General features: G+C 62.2%; 12 protein-coding genes. All 12 read left to right on the forward strand.

Annotated features, from left to right (window positions below; all coding sequences use genetic code 11):
* Positions 1-34 precede the first annotated feature (34 nt).
* The 12 genes from OKC43_RS01280 to nuoH all read left to right on the forward strand — a co-directional run bounded on the left by OKC43_RS01280 (position 35) and on the right by nuoH (position 17,769).
* Positions 35-2,173, forward strand: a complete 2,139-nt coding sequence (locus tag OKC43_RS01280; RefSeq protein ID WP_270803728.1) for a TonB-dependent hemoglobin/transferrin/lactoferrin family receptor — start codon at positions 35-37, stop codon at positions 2,171-2,173.
* Positions 2,173-4,179 carry a prolyl oligopeptidase family serine peptidase gene (locus OKC43_RS01285; protein WP_270803729.1) on the forward strand — a complete coding sequence of 669 codons (2,007 nt, stop codon included), beginning with the start codon at positions 2,173-2,175 and terminating at the stop codon, positions 4,177-4,179. The genes OKC43_RS01280 and OKC43_RS01285 overlap by 1 nt, the downstream gene beginning before the upstream one ends.
* On the forward strand, positions 4,176-6,623 hold the full coding sequence (locus tag OKC43_RS01290) for a proprotein convertase P-domain-containing protein (protein ID WP_270803730.1): 2,448 nt from the start codon (positions 4,176-4,178) through the stop codon (positions 6,621-6,623). Before OKC43_RS01285 ends, OKC43_RS01290 begins: the two co-directional genes overlap by 4 nt.
* Positions 6,624-6,682: 59 nt before the next feature.
* A complete protein-coding gene (locus OKC43_RS01295) occupies positions 6,683-8,122 on the forward strand; it encodes an Lcl C-terminal domain-containing protein (protein WP_270803731.1) in 1,440 nt (479 codons plus the stop codon).
* 13 nt (positions 8,123-8,135) lie between these two features.
* Entirely contained in the window at positions 8,136-8,705 is a 570-nt protein-coding gene (locus OKC43_RS01300) for an Lcl C-terminal domain-containing protein (RefSeq protein ID WP_069527989.1), read from the forward strand.
* A 379-nt stretch (positions 8,706-9,084) separates the two neighbouring features.
* A complete protein-coding gene (locus OKC43_RS01305) occupies positions 9,085-9,489 on the forward strand; it encodes an NADH-quinone oxidoreductase subunit A (protein WP_005344919.1) in 405 nt (134 codons plus the stop codon).
* 29 nt (positions 9,490-9,518) lie between these two features.
* Positions 9,519-10,193, forward strand: coding sequence for a NuoB/complex I 20 kDa subunit family protein (locus OKC43_RS01310; RefSeq protein ID WP_005344917.1), 675 nt, complete (start codon positions 9,519-9,521; stop codon positions 10,191-10,193).
* 2 nt (positions 10,194-10,195) lie between these two features.
* On the forward strand, positions 10,196-12,001 hold the full coding sequence (gene nuoC, locus OKC43_RS01315) for an NADH-quinone oxidoreductase subunit C/D (RefSeq protein WP_040067274.1): 1,806 nt from the start codon (positions 10,196-10,198) through the stop codon (positions 11,999-12,001).
* An 80-nt stretch (positions 12,002-12,081) separates the two neighbouring features.
* On the forward strand, positions 12,082-12,624 hold the full coding sequence (nuoE, locus tag OKC43_RS01320; protein ID WP_042658436.1) for an NADH-quinone oxidoreductase subunit NuoE: 543 nt from the start codon (positions 12,082-12,084) through the stop codon (positions 12,622-12,624).
* Positions 12,621-14,006, forward strand: coding sequence for an NADH-quinone oxidoreductase subunit NuoF (gene nuoF, locus OKC43_RS01325; RefSeq protein ID WP_270803732.1), 1,386 nt, complete (start codon positions 12,621-12,623; stop codon positions 14,004-14,006). The genes nuoE and nuoF overlap by 4 nt, the downstream gene beginning before the upstream one ends.
* Positions 14,007-14,047: 41 nt before the next feature.
* On the forward strand, positions 14,048-16,804 hold the full coding sequence (gene nuoG / locus OKC43_RS01330) for an NADH-quinone oxidoreductase subunit NuoG (protein WP_270803733.1): 2,757 nt from the start codon (positions 14,048-14,050) through the stop codon (positions 16,802-16,804).
* Positions 16,801-17,769, forward strand: coding sequence for an NADH-quinone oxidoreductase subunit NuoH (gene nuoH, locus OKC43_RS01335; RefSeq protein WP_005337244.1), 969 nt, complete (start codon positions 16,801-16,803; stop codon positions 17,767-17,769). Before nuoG ends, nuoH begins: the two co-directional genes overlap by 4 nt.
* Positions 17,770-17,773: the final 4 nt, after the last annotated feature.

Below are 17,773 nucleotides of genomic sequence, written 5' to 3' on the forward strand. Positions count from 1 at the left end.
CGCCCCTCAGGCTTAAATAAAAACAATTATCATTATGAACAAACTGCTTCAGGCATGGCCGGCACTCCTGTGTGCCTCCGCTGGCGCGGCCGATCTTCCCCCTGTGGAGAAGGCTCGCAGCGACGACACCATCATTGTCACCGGGCAACGGGTACAACAGAAACTCTCCGATGTTTCCGGCTCCATTACCGTCATCACCCAGGAAGAGCTGGACCGTCAGGTCGCCAGCGAGCTGACTCATGTGTTTCGCAAGATCCCCGGTGTCTCGGTCACCGGCTCTGCCGGGCGACCGCAAAACATCAGCGTGCGCGGCATCGGTGGCAACCGTATCCTGCTGATCAAGGATGGGGTGCGCGTCAGCGACGGCTTTGGCGCCGACAACATCAATGACAAGGTGGGTCGCTTCAACTTCGACCTTGATGACATCAAGCAGATTGAGGTGGCCAAGGGGGCCGGCTCCTCTCTGCATGGCTCCGATGCCATCGGCGGCACCGTGGTGATGAATACCAAGCAGCCGGAAGATTATCTGCAACAGCAAGATAGCTATCTGGCGGCCAAAACCCTCTACGGTGGCGACAGCAACAAGAAGAAGCTCAGCATGACCGGCGCGGTGCGGGCACTGGAGAGCGAACATCTGTTGCGCCTCTCCGGCTGGCGTGGCAACGAAACCGCCAACTTTGAGGAGAATCGCATTCCGGCGGATCTGGATGGCATGAGCGCCTCCACCAGCAGCCGCCTCCCCCTCAATGCCCATCACGCTCTGCGGCTGGAGCTGGACTACTACGAGGATCACGCCAAACGCCAGATGGGGCCCAAAGCGGTGCCCCAACCCGATGGCAGCTGGGACGTGGTCGGTTTTCAGGAAGATGGCGATCAGCGCACCCAGGGCGGCAAGTTCAGCTGGGAGGCCAACGATCTGGGCATGATCGATACCCTCAACTGGAGCTTGTTTGGCAACCAGTCACGCAACGAAGCCAACCAGCGCCAGTTGCTGCGCAACGATGCCCTGAGCGGCTATCCCAGATATCGCAGCCAGCGCACCCTCTCCACCTTCGAGGAGCTGCGCCTTGGCAGTGAGCTGGAGCTGCAGAGCAAGCTGAGCACCGGCTCGCTGGATCACACCTTCAGCTACGGTGTGGAAGTGGAGCAGGCCAACCACGAGCGGCCGGTCAGCAATCTGACCCTGGAAGATGGCATCACCACCCAGGGACAGAAAGCCCCCTTCAGCAAGGCCGAGACCCGCCGCGATGGTATCTGGCTGAGCGATGTGATCGATCTGGGCAACTGGCAGTTTACCCCGACCCTGCGCTTTGACCGCCAGCGCCTGCGCGCACCGGACAGCAATCTGGCCGAGAACCACAGCGACCACATCTCCCCCAGTGTGGCGGCCAGTTACCGCTTCAACGAGACATGGCGCAGCTGGCTCAGCTATGCCAACGGCTTCCGCGCCCCCGCTTACGATCAGGTTTACGGCAACATTCCTCACTACTTTGCCATGCCGCCGTTCGAGATCATTGCCAACCCCAACCTCAAGGAGGAGACCAGCCACAGTCTGGAGTGGGGAGTGAATGGCCAAAGCGACAACTGGAGCGTCAAACCGGCCGTTTTCTACAACCGCTACTACAACTTCATCGACTGGCGCCAGACCGGTTTTCGCCTCGATGACGGTGTCTTCCTGCGCCAATATCGCAACGTTGCCAAAGCAGAAACCTGGGGCGCCGAGCTGGCCGCCAGCCTCTGGGTGAGCGACGAGTGGGAGCTTTCGACCAATCTGGCCTGGATGGATGGCAAGGATCACCGCGGTGAGCCGCTGCGCACCCAGACACCGCTGGAAGGCAACACCACCCTGCGCTGGCAACAGCTCGACTGGGGGGTTGAGCTCAGTGGCAACTATGCCGCAGCCATGACCAAGGTGCCCCAGTGCGCCAATGCGCAGACTGGCTACAACGGTGCCTGCCAGAGCAGCGCAGGCTGGTTCAGCCTGGACCTCACCGGCGACTGGCAGATCACCGAAGCGCTCAAGGTCAATGCCACCATCGGCAACCTGCTCGATACCCGCTATGCCCGCTATCAGGATGTAGCCGGACTCCCGGCTGGTAGTGACACCTCTCTCTACAGCCAGAGCGGCCGCTACCTGTCAGCCAGCCTCAGCTATCGTTTCGTGGGGATGTGATGAAACATCATGCAATCATGGCGGCCCTGTTGACCGCCCCGTTGGCGTGGGCGCAAGAGGCCACACCTCCGCCAATTGAGTCCCACCCCCACCTGATTTCAGGCAATCCCGCACGCCAGGATCCCTACTTCTGGTTGCGGGACGAGAGCCGCAGCAACCCGGCCATACTCGCCCTGCTCAAGCAGCAAAATCGCTGGAGCGAGCAGCAACTCGCCGCGCAGCAGCCGCTGGAGGCAACCTTACGCGCCGAATTTACCCGCCATCCGGCGGGGGAATCTGTGCCAGAGAACTGGCTTGTGCGCGGCGATCAGGCATGGCTGCTGCGCCCGGATGGCTCACTCTGGCAACGCCACGGGGGCAAGGTGCAACAACGACTTCCCGCTAGAGCGGGTGAGGGCTACTACGACGCGGGCGGCTGGGCCCTGAGCCCGGATAACCGCACACTGGCCATCGCCGAAGACAGGCGCGGCGATCTCGACTATCAGGTCACCCTGCTCGATCTCCAGAGCGGCAAGGCGCTGGCCAGTTTGGCGCAGCGCAGCGCTGATCTCGCCTGGTCACAAGATGGTCGCACCCTCTACACCATCGCCAACGAGCGCTACACCCTACGCCCCTGGCAGCTGCGCGGCTGGCAGGATGGCCAGGAGCAGATTCTCTATGAGGAGCAGGATCCCGCCTGGCTGCTCAGCCTCTATCGCACCACGGATGGCCAGCATCTGGTGTTGCAGGGCAACAACCACGACAGCTCGGAGCAGTACCTGCTCGACTCGGACAAGCCGCAGCAGATCAAACCCCGCCAGCGCGGGGTGGAATACTATCTGGACAGCCAGTCTGGCTGGGTGATCAAGAGCAACCGGGAGGGGTCGTTTGCCCTCTACTCAGCCAGCACGCCGCTCGGTGAGTGGCAGCGCCTGTGGCCCGCCAAAGAGGAGGATCTCGGCGATCCCGAGAAGTGGCGACTGTTTGATCGCCATCTGGTGGTGCAGTTTCGCCAGCAGGGGGAGGATTGGCTCGCCCTGCTCGACCGCAACGGCCATGAACGCCAGCGCCTGCCGCTGGCCAGTGGCGCCGGTACCGGCTGGCTGCAAGGAGAACATGACCCGGCCAGCGACCGCATTCTGGTGCGTAGTCAGGGCTTGAGCCAGCCCCCCGGCCAGCGCTGGCTGGATTTGACCAGCGGCCACTGGATCAACGACCAGCACACCGCAGGCAATAAAGCATTGCCCTATCAGAGCGAGCGGCGCTGGATCACCTCTGCCGATGGCACCCGGGTGCCTGTCTCGCTGGTGTGGCGCAAAGATCTGGCCCCTCGCGCTGTACTGCTCTATGGCTATGGCGCCTATGGCACGCCGATGCGTCCCTACTACCAGAAAGAACTGTTAAGCCTGCTGGATCGGGGCTTTGTCTACGCCATCGCCCATGTGCGCGGCGGCGGCATGCTGGGGGAGCAGTGGACCCGCGACGGACGGGGCATCCACAAGCAGAACGGCATCAGCGACTTTATCGCTGCCGGTCAAGCCCTGCGCCACTGGTCGCCCGACTCAGCTCCCCTGCCCCTGTTTGCCATGGGGGGCAGCGCGGGGGGCACCCTGGTTGCTGCGGCCCTCAACCAGCAACCGACACTCTTTAGCGGCGCCGTGTTGCAGGTTCCCTTCGTCGATATGCTCGGCACCATGAGCGATCCTGCCCTCCCCTTGACCCGTCAGGAGTACCAGGAGTGGGGCAATCCGGCCAAGCCCGCAGAGTATCAGGCGATGCGCCGCATCAGCCCCTACGACAACCTGCACCGCGCCCCCTACCCGCCCCTGCTGGTCACTACCGCCCTGCACGACAGCCAGGTGCCCTACTGGGAGCCGGTCAAGTGGCTGGCCCGCCTGCGGGAGCACAGCACGGGCTCCGGCCCCTACCTGCTGCTGACCGAACTGGAGGGAGGCCACCGCGCCGGTGGTGGCGATCGGGCTCGTGAATTTGCCTTCTTGTTGCATCTGGCGGGGATCAATCAATGACCCTGCCGCTGATTGGGAGTACCACTATGAAACCCCTGTTGCCCGCCCTCTTGCTGGGGCTGGCTGGCTTTTCCACTCAGGCCGCCGAACTGCGTTTTGTCGAACAGGACGCCCCGGCCGATACCCGCCTCTGGCTCGAACAGCAGCTCGGCGTCACCCTGAGTGATGCCCCGGCCTATCAGCGCCAAGGCAAGCTGGGCCACTATCTGCATTATCGCCAGCAGCTCAATGGCACACCGATCGCCGGCCTGATGGCCGCCGTCAGTCTCGATGAGCAGGGTCGCCCGTGGCGCCTTTATCACAATACCCGGCTGATGCAGGCACAGGCGGCTCCATGTGATGAGGCAAGCCGCGCCGGGGTGGATGCCTATACCGCCACGCTGGATGGTACGGTGTGGCAATTCGCTGGCAGTGACGAAGCCCAGCCCTGGTACTGGCAGGATGGCGACACACTGACTGCGGCCTGGCGTCTGCTGGCGGTGGAAAGCCAGCCGGGCAACAGCAAAAGCAGCCACTGGCAACTGTTTGTCACCTGCGATGGCAGCGCCCTGCTGGGGCGCACGCTGCAAGAGGCCAACAGCCGTGCCGAAGCGGCCCCGCTGGCAGGGGAAGCGGCCACGGTGCAGGCCCGCATCTTTGCCCTCGACCCACGCACCCAGCTGCAAGATGGCAATTTGCTGTGGCGCCACGATCTGGTACTGGACAACGGGGCCTATCGCACCGTCCCGCTCACGGTACAAAAGGTGGATGACACCTACCAGCTGAGTGGCCCACGCGCCCGGGTCGTGGATGGCACGGCGCCGGAAACTGCCCCCTTTAGCAGCCCTGATGCCGATGGCTTCCAGCTGGATCACCAGCAGCCCGCCTTCCTCGATATCAATGGCTACTACCATCTGGATCTGGCCCAGCGCCATGTGGAATCCCTTGGCTACCCAACGCTGATGGGCGGCCCCCTGGCCATCGATACCGATGCCGGGGAGCAGGACAACTCTCTCTATGACCCCTTCCTGCGCCGGTTGGAAATTGGCCGGATAGGGGTACCCGATGCGGAAGATCCCATGGTGATCTGGCACGAGTTTGGCCATGCGGTGCAGCACCATATCCTGCCCGACATGGGAGAAGAGGGTGACTGGGGCGCCATCGGCGAGGGCTTTAGCGACTATCTGGCCGCCAGCTGGCGCCAGCGCAGTCCAGAGGCTCGCCAGTTCGAGCCTTTCATGGTCTTCAACTGGGACGCCAGGATCAGCGGCCGGACGCCCCGTCAGCTCGATGATCTGCGGGCGCGCTATCATCCGGGCTTCCTCTATCCGGCTCACCTCACCATCAACGGCAGCAACGGCGACCAGCTGTGGGGCACCCCGCTCTTCACCGCGCTGCGCCAGGCCGTTGAACAATATGGCGAGGTAGCCCGTGACGAGTTCGATACCCTGCTGATTGAATCCCACTTCGGCCTCGGCCCGCAGGTGCGGATGCCCCAGCTGGCGCGGGTCACCGTGGATACCGCCAACCGCCTCTATCCGGACCGCAGCTATGGCAAGCTGCTGGAGCAGGCCTTCCGCCACCACGCCCTGCTGCCCACTCCCATCGCGGCCCGTCTTGCCGATGACAGCTACCTGCTGCCCGGGGAGAAAAAGAGCCTCGCCATCGAATTGACCAACCAGAGCGGCCGCCCCCTGACCGTGGCTGACGCCAGCCTGCTCCCTAGCAAGGGGCTCATGGGTGACGGTCACTGGCAGGGAGAGCTCAACGCCGATGGCACCGCCCGCTGGACCCTGCCGCTGGAAGCAGCGAGCAACCTGACCTGTGGCGAGGCAGTCACCTTGCCGCTGCAGTTCCAGCTCACCCTGCCCAGCCCCACCGAGCGCCAGACCCGCCTTGACCTGCAACTGCCGATCGGTGAACCGCTCTGGCAGCGGGCCATCGGCCAGGGTGGCCAGATCAAGGATGCGGTGAGCGATGAACGGCACGGCCTGTCCCGCTTCACTCTCACCCTGCCCGAGAGCAAGGCCCGTATCGACAGCGGATTCGTGGTCGCCCTCGATCTGGAGCACAGCAAACTGGAGCAGCTGGAGATCTGGCTCACCTCCCCTTACGGCACCCGGATCAGCCTGTGGAACAAGGGTTACGCCAGCCATACCCGGCTCAAGGGGGAGTTCCCCCGTGAACTGGTACCGTTCGAATCACTCGATAAGCTGCACGGCGAACCTCTCGCTGGCCGCTGGCTGCTGGAGATCAACGACACCATCGCCGGTGACACCGGTCAGTTGCGCAGCTGGCGGGTCGCCCAGCAAGTCGGCGCCCGCTGCGACAAGGATGAAGCCCTGCCCAACACCGGCATCATTCCCCTTGAGCAGGATGAAGGGGGTGGCGGCACGACTTCCCCCCTGCTGCTGTTGCTGGCCCTCTGGCCCCGCCTCTGGCGCCGGAGCACCCCGCGCCGCTGAATTCTGCACCACGGGGGTTACCGCCCCCGTGAACCTGTGACCGACTCAAGGAATGTGAAGTGAAACCATCCGTACTGGTTATTGCAACCCTCTCAGCCCTGCTCAGCGCCTGTGGCGGCGGGGAAGATAACGCACCACTGGCGATCCCGGACTACCGAGTCGATGTCGCCCTGCCGACTGCCGGTACCCTGTGCGCCGATCTGGATCAGAACTGGCAATGTGATCCTACCGACCCTGCCGTCAGCGGCGAAGGAGTTGTGGCCCTGGTCAGCCGTTCGGCCAACATCGTCAACTCGCCCCTGCTGTTCGTACCGAGGAGCGGAGGCCTGCTGCTGGCACATCCGGCCGCCAAAGGGGATCCACAACGGCTACAACCGACCCTGCTCAGCACCCTGTGGCAGAGCCGCATTGCCGAAGGGGTGGCAGCCGATCGCGCACTGTCACTGCTGCTGGCCGATCTCGCGCCGCTGCAACCGGGCAGCGACCGCGTGGCCCTCGCGGGCCTCGGCCAGTTTGATCAGGCGCTGCAGCAGGTGGCGATCAGCTTGCAGCAACAGGCCCGCGTACGACTTGCCACCGCCAAGGAGACCCAATTGCTCACCACCAGCTATCGCGCCATCAGCCTGATGCTGGAGCAATTGGCTCAGGAGTGGCAGCGCAACGGCCAGTTTGCCGAAGAGACCCAAAGCGAGCTGCTGACCCTGCTGGTGCAGCAGCAGCCACGCAACCTGCTGACCGTCACCGGCGTCACCACCTTCAGCGATGGCAACGATCCGCTGCTGGAACAGGAGCCCGACGACTATCCGGGACAAGATGCCAGCTGGAATCGCACTCGTCCCCAGCTTGCCTATCGCAAACTCGATGATCTCGGTCAGGTTCTCCCCGACAACGCGCCGAGCTGGCAGTGCGTCAAGGATCTCAATACCGGTTTGGTGTGGGAGGTCAAATCGGACGATCCCTTGAGCCCGGCCTGGAAAAGCAGACCCTTTGCCTATGAAGATGAGCAGTTCAAGGCGACCGCAGGCGAGCAGCAAGCGGCCTACCAGCATATTCATAAGAGGATCGAACAGCTCACCGCCGAAGGAGATCTGTCGGCCCTCGCCCGGGCACAGGCGCTGACCACCATGCTGACCACCCGCGCGTATCAGCAGTGGCTCAATGGCGAGCAGCGCTGCGGCATCAGCCAGTGGCGGCTGCCCACCATGGGTGAGCTGATGTCACTGATGCACTACGGCAGCCTGGCCAAGGACCCGCTGGGTCAGCGCATCATCGTGGATACCCGTTACTTCCCGGATATCGCCTCCTCGGAAGATGACACCTACCATGGCTACTACTGGAGCGCCACCAGCAACACCGCCCAGCGCTTCTCCGGTGGCCCCATCAGCAAACGCACAGTCCTGCTCTTGGGAGAAGATGCGGGCACCACCTATCCCGCGCTGGTGCAGCAAGATACCTATATCGAGCTGATGCAGGTACGACTGGTCGCCACTCCCCAATAATCCGAGGAATATCATGAGCCTTTATCGCTTTTCGTTCGCCATGATGGCACTGATGGCCCCCCTGGCCCACGGTGCTGCCATTTGTGATGACACCATGGATCGCACCGCCCCCTCTGCCCGTTTTCTTGACCATGGCAACGGCACCGTCACGGATCAACACACCGGCCTCACCTGGATGCGCTGCAAACTGGGACAGACATGGAGTGGCAACAGTTGCCTGGGTGAACCGACCGTTTACTACTGGCAGCAGGGGCTGCAAGTGGCGGAGCGGATCCGCAGTGACAGCAGTCATGCTCTCTATCACTTCGGCGGTATCAGCCAGTGGCGTCTGCCCGACATCAAGGAGTTAGCGACCCTGGTCGAGCATGCCTGCTACAAGCCCTCTCTCAATGAAGCCATTTTCCCGCGCGCCATGGCGGGGGGCGGTAAAGAGGTCAATGAGGGCTATGTCTATCTGATGAGCAGCACGGTAACCTCCGCCAATGGTCAGCGGGCGTATCTGGATATCACCTCGGGAGATATCGGTCTTCGCTCCATTGGCGCCTACCCGGATCAGGTCTTGCTGGTCGCCAATAAACCCTGACCGCCCCACGCTCGAAACCGGAACGCGATGACAGGAGAGGCTTGCGAGCCTCTCTTTTTATTGCTCTTGCCGCTCCCCTATCTCACCCGCCATCACGCTCTTCTCCCGCCTGTGCCCCCTGCCCGCGATACCGACCTGATCCTGCTTCGCCCGCGGCATTTACCCCTTTCAGGTGATGACGAGGAGCAGCTCTCTGCGCTTTACAGGCCTTTCTCGCCCGCCATAACCAGCAAAAAAGTGCGCTTCTTAACAAAATTTAATTACCGGTTAACCGATTAATAATTAACCCGTAAAAATGACATGTAAATCAGTGCGAAAGTGTCATAATGCGTAACATTATTGTTAAGTCGCTTGATTAATTTGGTTAGGAAAAACCTCTATGTTTGCTGATATTTCTGCTCAACATTGGGCTTTTGCCATTTATGTCATCGGTGCCATCACCATCTGTCTGGTGATGATAGGCCTCGCCGCCCTGCTGGGAGGTCGTGCCTACGGCCGCACCAAGAACAAGCCATTTGAATCTGGTGTCGACTCGGTCGGCAGTGCCCGCCTGCGTTTTTCCGCCAAGTTCTATCTGGTCGCCATGTTCTTCGTCATCTTCGACGTCGAGGCGCTCTACCTGTTTGCCTGGTCTGTCTCCGTGCGGGAGAGCGGCTGGGTCGGCTTTATTGAAGCCACCATTTTCATCGGACTGCTGCTTATCGGCCTGATCTACCTCTGGCGCATCGGCGCACTGGACTGGTCACCGCGCAAACCGCAGCTGAACAACAAAAACAGTGATTGAACCACAGACCCTTTCCTTGAGGTTGCACCATGAAGTACACCCTGACCCGGATTGACCCGGATGCACCCGTTGAGCGCTACCCCCAGGAGCAGCGCCAGACCGTCGATGACCCACTGGCGCAAGAAGCGACGCGCGGCATCATGATGGGCCGCCTCGAGGAGGTGCTGCAAGACACAGTCAACTGGGGCCGCAAAAACTCCCTCTGGCCTTACAACTTCGGCATCTCCTGCTGCTACGTGGAGATGTGTACCGCCTTCACCTCCCCCCACGATGTGGCCCGCTTCGGCGCCGAAGTTATCCGCGCCTCGCCCCGTCAGGCCGATTTCATGGTGATTGCAGGGACCCCCTTCATCAAGATGGCGCCAGTCATCCAGCGCCTGTATGAACAGCTGCTCGAACCCAAGTGGGTGATCTCCATGGGGGCCTGTGCCAACTCCGGCGGCATGTATGACATCTATTCAGTGGTGCAGGGGGTGGACAAGTTCCTGCCGGTCGACGTCTACATTCCGGGTTGCCCGCCCCGTCCCGAAGCCTTTTTGCAAGCCCTGATGCTGCTGCAGGACTCCATCGGCAAAGAGCGCCGCCCCCTCTCCTGGGTGGTGGGCGATCAGGGGATCTACCGTCCCCAGATGCAGGCCGAAAAAGAGCGCAAGCGCGGCGAACGGATCAATGTGACCAACCTGCGCACGCCGGATGAGATCTGACCATGAAACTGACTCGTGATTTTCCCAGCAATTACGCCATGGCCCAGTGGCAGCCCAGCGACCACAAGGATGCCAAAGTCATTGGCGAACTGTTTGCCCACTTCGGGGCCGAGCACTTCACCGTGCAGACCACGCGCACCGGCGTGCCGGTGGTCTGGCTTCCCCGCGAACTGCTTCAGGATGTGATGGGCTTTTTGCGCAAGGTGCCCTCCCCGTTTGTGATGCTGTTTGATCTCAGCGCCACCGATGAGCGGCTGCGCAGCCATCGCGACGGTCTGCCCCAGAGCGATTTCACCGTCTTCTATCACCTCATCTCCATCGACCGTAACGCCGATGTGATGTTGAAAGTGGCGCTGGCCGAGAGTGACCTGCATCTGCCCACCATCACCAACCACTTCCCCAATGCCAACTGGTACGAGCGGGAAGTGTGGGATCTGATGGGCATCACCTTCGATGGTCACCCCCATCTGACCCGCATCATGATGCCCAAGAGCTGGCAGGGTCACCCGCTGCGCAAGGATTACCCGGCGCGCGCTACCGAATTTGATCCCTTCATGCTCGATGCCGCCAAACAGGACATGGAGCAGGAGAACCTGCTGTTCAAACCGGAAGAGTGGGGCCTGGCCCGCGGCAACGAGAATGAGGACTACATGTTCTTGAACCTCGGCCCCAATCACCCCTCTGCCCACGGTGCCTTCCGGTTGGTGTTGCAGCTCGATGGCGAGGAGATCCGCAACTGCGTGCCCGACATCGGCTACCACCATCGTGGTGCCGAGAAGATGGGCGAGCGCCAGTCCTGGCATAGCTACATCCCCTATACCGACCGGGTCGAGTATCTGGGCGGGGTGATGAACAACCTCCCCTATGTGCTGGCGGTCGAGAAGCTGGCTGGCATCAAGGTACCGCAGCGGGTCGACATGATCCGGGTGATGATGGCGGAGTTGTTCCGCATCCAGAGCCACCTATTGTTCCTCGGGACCTATATCCAGGACGTGGGGGCCATGACCCCGGTCTTCTTCACCTTCACCGACAGGCAGAAGATCTACACCATCATCGAAGCGATCACCGGTGCCCGCATGCACCCGGCCTGGTTCCGTATCGGCGGTGTCGCCCACGACCTGCCGAAGGGATGGCAACGGCTGGTGCAGGACAACCTGTTGAGCTGGCTGCCCAAGCGGCTGATGGATTACGAAAAAGCAGCGATGCGCAACAGCATTCTGCGCGGTCGAACCATAGGCGTCTCTGCCTACACCACCGAGCAGGCGTTGTCCTGGGGCACCACGGGGGCCGGATTGCGCGCCACCGGCCTCAACTTCGACGTGCGCAAGTGGCGCCCCTACTCCGGTTACGATCAGTTCGACTTTGAAGTGCCGGTCGGCAGCAATGGCGATGCCTACGACAGAGCCACCGTGCGGATCGAGGAGATCCGCCAGAGCATGTCGATCATCGAGCAGTGCATGAAGAACATGCCGGAGGGCCCCTTCAAGGCGGATCACCCCCTCACCACCCCGCCGCCCAAAGAGCGCACCCTGCAGCACATTGAGACCCTGATCAACCACTTCCTGCAAGTGTCTTGGGGCCCGGTGATGCCCGCAGCCGAGTCGTTCCAGATGATCGAGGCGACCAAGGGGGTCAACAGTTACTACCTGACCAGTGACGGCTCCACCATGAGCTACCGGACCCGGATCCGCACCCCGAGCTTTGCTCACCTGCAACAGATCCCCTCGGTGATCAAGGGCAGCATGGTGTCGGACCTCATCGTCTATCTGGGCAGTATCGATTTTGTTATGTCGGATGTGGACCGTTAAGTGATCCGCCCTCCCGGCCATGGCCGGGAATTGGGATCGCCGGACGAGCAGTAAAAGGACAAGCCACCAAAGGTCAAGTCATGAGCCAGCAATGTCAGTGTCACAATAATCAGACCCCACAGGGGCAAGGGGCATGCAGCAGCAAACAGGACGACTTCGTTCTGAGCCAGGCTGAACGCGATGCCATCGAACACGAGAAACACCACTACGAAGATCCCCGCGCCGCCAGCATCGAAGCGCTCAAGATCGTGCAGCAGGCCAGAGGCTGGGTACCCGACGGTGCCATTCACGCCATCGCGGCCGAGCTCGGCATTCCCGCCAGCGACGTGGAGGGGGTTGCCACCTTCTATAGCCAGATCTTCCGCCAGCCGGTAGGCCGTCACATCATCCGCGTCTGCGACAGCATGGTCTGCTACATCAATGGCCATGAAGATCTGATGGCCGGTCTCAAGGAGGTGATGAACCTCGGCCCCGGTCAAACCACCCCGGATGGCCGCTTCACCCTGCTGCCGGTCTGCTGCCTTGGCAACTGCGACAAGGGGCCAGCGATCATGATCGATGACGACACCTATGGCGGCCTCGATCCGGTGACCTTACTGAAAACGCTGGAGGCTTACCCATGAGCCTGCCGCAGAACAAGATCCTCGCCTCTCTTGGCTCCGCCAATCGCACCCCGCGAGCCCCCGAGACCCACCCGCTCACCTGGCGGCTGCGGGACGACGGCCAGCCGGTGTGGCTGGAGGAGTATCAGGCCAAACAGGGCTATGAAGCCGCCCGCAAGGCGCTCGGCCAGATGAGCCCGGACGAGATTGTCAGTACCGTCAAGGATGCCGGTCTCAAGGGGCGTGGCGGCGCGGGCTTCCCCACGGGTGTGAAGTGGGGGCTGATGCCCAAAGACGAGAGCATGAACATCCGTTACCTGCTCTGCAACGCCGACGAGATGGAGCCCAACACCTGGAAAGATCGCCTGCTGATGGAGCAACTGCCCCATCTGCTGCTCGAGGGGATGATCATCAGTGCCCGGGCGCTCAAGGCCTATCGCGGCTATATCTTCCTGCGCGGCGAATATGTGGATGCTGCCATCCACCTGCGCCGGGCGGTGGAAGAGGCAAAAGCTGCGGGCCTGCTGGGCAAGAACATTCTGGGATCCGGTTTTGACTTCGAGCTGTTCGTCCACACCGGCGCCGGTCGCTACATCTGTGGCGAAGAGACGGCCCTTATCAACTCGCTGGAAGGGCGCCGTGCCAACCCGCGCGCCAAACCCCCCTTCCCCGCCGTCTCCGGCGTCTGGGGCAAACCCACCTGCGTCAACAACGTCGAGACTCTCTGCAACGTCCCCGCCATTATCGGCAACGGGGTCGCCTGGTATCACGGACTGGCGCTGCCGGGCTCGGAAGATCACGGCACCAAGCTGATGGGCTTCTCCGGCAAGGTGAACAACCCCGGGGTCTGGGAGCTGCCGTTTGGCATCACCGCCCGCGAGCTGTTTGAAAATTACGCCGGCGGCATGAAGAGCGGCTATCGCCTGAAAGCCTGGCAACCGGGCGGCGCGGGAACCGGCTTCCTGCTGCCGGAGCACCTCGATGCGCAGATGTATACCGCTGGTATCGGCAAGGTCGGCACCCGGATGGGGACTGGCCTCGCCATGGCGGTGGATGACTCCATCAGCATGGTCTCCCTGCTGCGCAACATGGAGGAGTTCTTCGCCCGCGAGTCGTGTGGCTGGTGCACGCCCTGTCGCGATGGCCTGCCCTGGAGCGTCAAGCTGCTGCGGGCACTGGAACGTGGCGAAGGGCAATCCGGCGATCTGGCGACTCTGGAACAACTCTGCGGTTTCCTTGGCCCGGGCAAGACCTTCTGCGCCCACGCACCGGGCGCCGTCGAGCCGCTCGCCAGCGCCATCAAATATTTCCGCTCCGAATTCGAGGCCGGGATCAAAGGCAGCGGTGATAACCGCAAGCCGGTCAAAGGGATCCAGCCCAATCTGCTGGGCGAGCGCTGGTAACGACACCACAGATTTCACAAAACAGGTTTCAGGGAAGTTGTATGGCAACCATTTATGTAGACGGCAAAGAGTACGAGGTAGACGGAGCAGATAACCTGCTGCAAGCCTGTCTGTCGCTGGGTCTGGACGTCCCCTATTTCTGCTGGCATCCGGCGCTGGGTAGCGTTGGCGCCTGCCGCCAGTGTGCGGTCAAACAGTATCAGAATGCCGATGACAAACGCGGTCGTCTGGTCATGTCTTGCATGACCCCGGCCACCGATGGCAGCTACATCGCCATCGAGGATGAAGAGGCTAAAGAATTTCGCAAGAGCGTGGTGGAGTGGCTGATGACCAACCACCCCCACGACTGCCCGGTGTGTGAAGAGGGCGGCGCCTGCCACCTGCAGGACATGACGGTGATGACCGGCCACAACAGCCGTCGCTACCGCTTCACCAAACGCACCCACCAGAATCAGGAGCTGGGCCCCTTCATCGGTCACGAGATGAACCGCTGCATCGCCTGCTACCGCTGCGTCCGTTACTACAAGGATTATGCCGGTGGCGAGGATCTCGGGGTCTATGGTGCCCACGACAACGTCTATTTCGGGCGGGTCGAGGATGGCACCCTGGAGAGTGAATTTTCCGGCAACCTGGTGGAGGTCTGCCCCACCGGCGTCTTCACCGACAAGACCCACTCCGAACGTTACAACCGCAAGTGGGACATGCAATTTGCCCCCAGCATCTGCCAGCAATGCTCCGTGGGCTGCAACATCAGTCCGGGCGAGCGTTATGGCGAGCTGCGCCGCATCGAAAACCGCTTCCACGGCAGCGTCAACCACTACTTCCTTTGTGACCGTGGCCGCTTTGGCTATGGCTATGTCAATCTGGCCGACCGCCCGCGCCAACCGCTGCTCAAAGATGGCAACGACCAGCTGACCATCACGGTCGATGGCGCCCTCAACCGAGCCGCCGATGCCCTACGCAGCGCTAGCAGCCTCATCGGCATCGGCTCGCCCCGCGCCTCGCTGGAGAGCAACTTTGCCCTGCGCGAGCTGGTGGGTGAAGCCAACTTCTACGCTGGCGTCGAGCAGACCGAGTGGGCCTGTCAGCTGAAGATGCTGCAGATCCTGCAACAGGGCGGCGTGCCAACCCCGAGCCTGCGGGACATGGAAGAGGCCGACGCCATTCTGCTGCTCGGCGAGGATGTCACCATGAGCGCAGCCCGTATCGCGTTGGCGCTGCGCCAAGCCGTCAAGGGCAAGGCCCGCGAGCTGGCCCGCAAGATGAAGGTCGATCTGTGGCAAGTCGCCGCCGTTCAGACCCTGGGTCAGAACGAGCGCTACCCGCTGCTCATCACCAGTCTCGACACCACCCGTCTGGACGATGTGGCGGCCGACAAGCTGCACGCCCCCTATGCCGATCAGGCGCGCATTGGCTTTGCCATCGCCAACCTGCTCGACCCGGCCGCACCGGCCTTGACCGATCTCGGCCCCGAACAGCAGGCACAAGCGACTCGCTGGGCCGAGCTGCTCGGCAACGCCAAGAAGCCGCTCATCATTGCAGGCTCCAGTGCCCGCGATGTGGCGCTGCTTGAGGCGGCCAGCAACATTGCCCGCGCCCTGAAAGGCCGTGGACAGGAAGCCAACATCGCGCTGGTTGGCCAGGAGGCCAACTCGCTGGGTCTGGCCATGCTGGGCGCTCAAACCTTGACAGACAAGCCACTCGAAGCCGCCCTTGCGCGTATCGAGTCAGAAGAGGGGTTGGCGCTGGTCACCCTGGAGAACGATCTCTACCGCCGCGCGCCGCGCAACCGGGTGGATGCTGCACTGGCACGGCTGCAGCACCTGCTGGTCATCGACCATCAGGCGACCCCGACCGCCAACAAGGCTGATCTGGTGCTGCCAGCGGCCAGTTTTGCCGAGGCCGATGGCACGCTGGTGAACATGGAAGGGCGCGCCCAGCGCTTCTTCCAGGTCTATGCGCCCGCCTTCTACAACGCCGATATTCAGGTGCGTGAAGGGTGGCGCTGGCTGACGGCGCTGCAAGGGGCGATCGAACGCAAGCCGCTGCGCTGGCAAAACTTCGACCAGGTCAACCATGACTGTGCCACCAGCAATCCGCTGCTGGCTACCATGCTGGAAGCGGCGCCCAACGCAGGCTTGCGGATCCGTGGCATGCGACTGGCCCGTGAGCCGCATCGTTACAGCGGTCGCACCTCCATGCTGGCGGATCAGAACGTCAGCGAGCCGCGGGTAGCGCAAGATCCCGACTCCCCCTTCAACTTCTCCATGGAAGGGTATGCCGGAGCCCGTCAGCCGCTGCCGCAAGTACCGTTCGCCTGGGCGCCGGGCTGGAACTCTCCCTCCGCCTGGAACAAGTTCCAGGATGAAGTGGGTGGCAAACTGCGTGCTGGCGATCCGGGTCGCCGTCTGCTGGAAGCAACAGACCCGCAGGCAGAAGGCAAGGAGCTGCTCGGCTGGTTCACCACCATCCCTGCCCCCTTCAAGGCCGCAGAGGCGCTGCAAGTGGTCAATTATGCCCAGCTGTTTGGCGGCGAGGAGCTCTCCGCTCGCAGCCCGGTCATTCAGGCCCGGATGAACGAACCCGAGCTGGTGCTCAATCCCCTTGATGCGCAGCGTCTGGCCCTCCACGGGGGCAGTCAGGTCTCCTTCTCCTGGGGCGGTAGCCACTGGCAACTGCGTCTGCGGCTTAGCGAGCAGCTGAGCGCCGGTCTGGTGGGGCTCCCCCTTGGGGTGAACGGCCTGCCGACGGCCCTGCAACAAGCCTCAATCACTAACCTGCAGGAGGTGATCGCATGAGCGAGTCGCTGATCGATCTGTTGCTGGAGGTGGGCAAGGCACTGATCGTGCTGGTGGGGATCGTGGGGGCTGGCGCCTTCATGAGCTTCATCGAGCGTCGTCTGCTGGCCCTGTGGCAGGATCGCTACGGCCCCAACCGGGTGGGGCCGTTTGGTCTGCTCCAGCTGGCCGCCGACATGATCAAGATGTTCTTCAAGGAGGACTGGATCCCGCCGTTCGCTGATCGGCGGATCTTTATCCTGGCCCCCATCATCGCCTTCACTGCCTTTATTCTGGCGTTTGCGGTGGTGCCCATCACCCCCACCTGGGGCGTGGCGGATCTCAATGTGGGGCTGCTCTACATCCTGGCCATCGCGGGGCTGGCGGTCTATGCGGTGCTGTTCGCCGGCTGGTCGAGCAACAACAAATACTCATTGCTCGGCAGCTTGCGCGCCTCGGCCCAGACCCTCTCCTACGAGGTGTTTCTCGGACTCTCCCTGATGGGGATTGTGATCCAGACCGGCAGTTTCAACCTGCGGGATATCGTCGAGGCACAGGCAGACTTGTGGAACGTGGTGCCCCAGATCCTGGGCTTTGTCACCTTCCTGTTTGCCGGTGTCGCCGTCACCCACCGTCACCCGTTCGATCAGCCAGAAGCCGAGCAGGAGCTCGCCGACGGCTATCACATCGAGTATGCGGGGATGAAGTGGGGTCTCTTCTTCGTGGGCGAATATATCGGCATCGTGCTGATCTCCTCGCTCATCGTGACCCTCTTCTTCGGTGGCTGGCATGGTCCCTGGTTGCCCCCCTTCATCTGGTTTGCCCTGAAGACCGCCTGTTTCATGGTGTTCTTCATCCTGCTGCGGGCCTCCCTGCCTCGCCCGCGCTTTGACCAGGTGATGTCGTTTGGCTGGAAAGTCTGCTTGCCGCTGACCCTGATCAATATGCTGGTCACCGCGGCAGTTGTACTGATAAGTACGCAGTGAGGCA

The sequence above is a fragment of the Aeromonas sp. Y289-2 genome (genome assembly GCF_027705925.1).
GTDB lineage: Bacteria > Pseudomonadota > Gammaproteobacteria > Enterobacterales > Aeromonadaceae > Aeromonas > Aeromonas veronii.

What these genes read in the sequence shown, in the direction of transcription:
- OKC43_RS01280 (WP_270803728.1), top strand. Translation starts at nt 35, where the DNA reads ATGAACAAACTGCTTCAGGCATGGCCGGCACTCCTGTGTGCCTCCGCT.
- OKC43_RS01300 (WP_069527989.1), top strand. Translation starts at nt 8,136, where the DNA reads ATGAGCCTTTATCGCTTTTCGTTCGCCATGATGGCACTGATGGCCCCC.
- OKC43_RS01290 (WP_270803730.1), top strand. Translation starts at nt 4,176, where the DNA reads ATGACCCTGCCGCTGATTGGGAGTACCACTATGAAACCCCTGTTGCCC.
- nuoC (WP_040067274.1), top strand. Translation starts at nt 10,196, where the DNA reads ATGAAACTGACTCGTGATTTTCCCAGCAATTACGCCATGGCCCAGTGG.
- nuoF (WP_270803732.1), top strand. Translation starts at nt 12,621, where the DNA reads ATGAGCCTGCCGCAGAACAAGATCCTCGCCTCTCTTGGCTCCGCCAAT.
- nuoE (WP_042658436.1), top strand. Translation starts at nt 12,082, where the DNA reads ATGAGCCAGCAATGTCAGTGTCACAATAATCAGACCCCACAGGGGCAA.
- nuoH (WP_005337244.1), top strand. Translation starts at nt 16,801, where the DNA reads ATGAGCGAGTCGCTGATCGATCTGTTGCTGGAGGTGGGCAAGGCACTG.
- nuoG (WP_270803733.1), top strand. Translation starts at nt 14,048, where the DNA reads ATGGCAACCATTTATGTAGACGGCAAAGAGTACGAGGTAGACGGAGCA.
- OKC43_RS01285 (WP_270803729.1), top strand. Translation starts at nt 2,173, where the DNA reads ATGAAACATCATGCAATCATGGCGGCCCTGTTGACCGCCCCGTTGGCG.
- OKC43_RS01310 (WP_005344917.1), top strand. Translation starts at nt 9,519, where the DNA reads ATGAAGTACACCCTGACCCGGATTGACCCGGATGCACCCGTTGAGCGC.
- OKC43_RS01305 (WP_005344919.1), top strand. Translation starts at nt 9,085, where the DNA reads ATGTTTGCTGATATTTCTGCTCAACATTGGGCTTTTGCCATTTATGTC.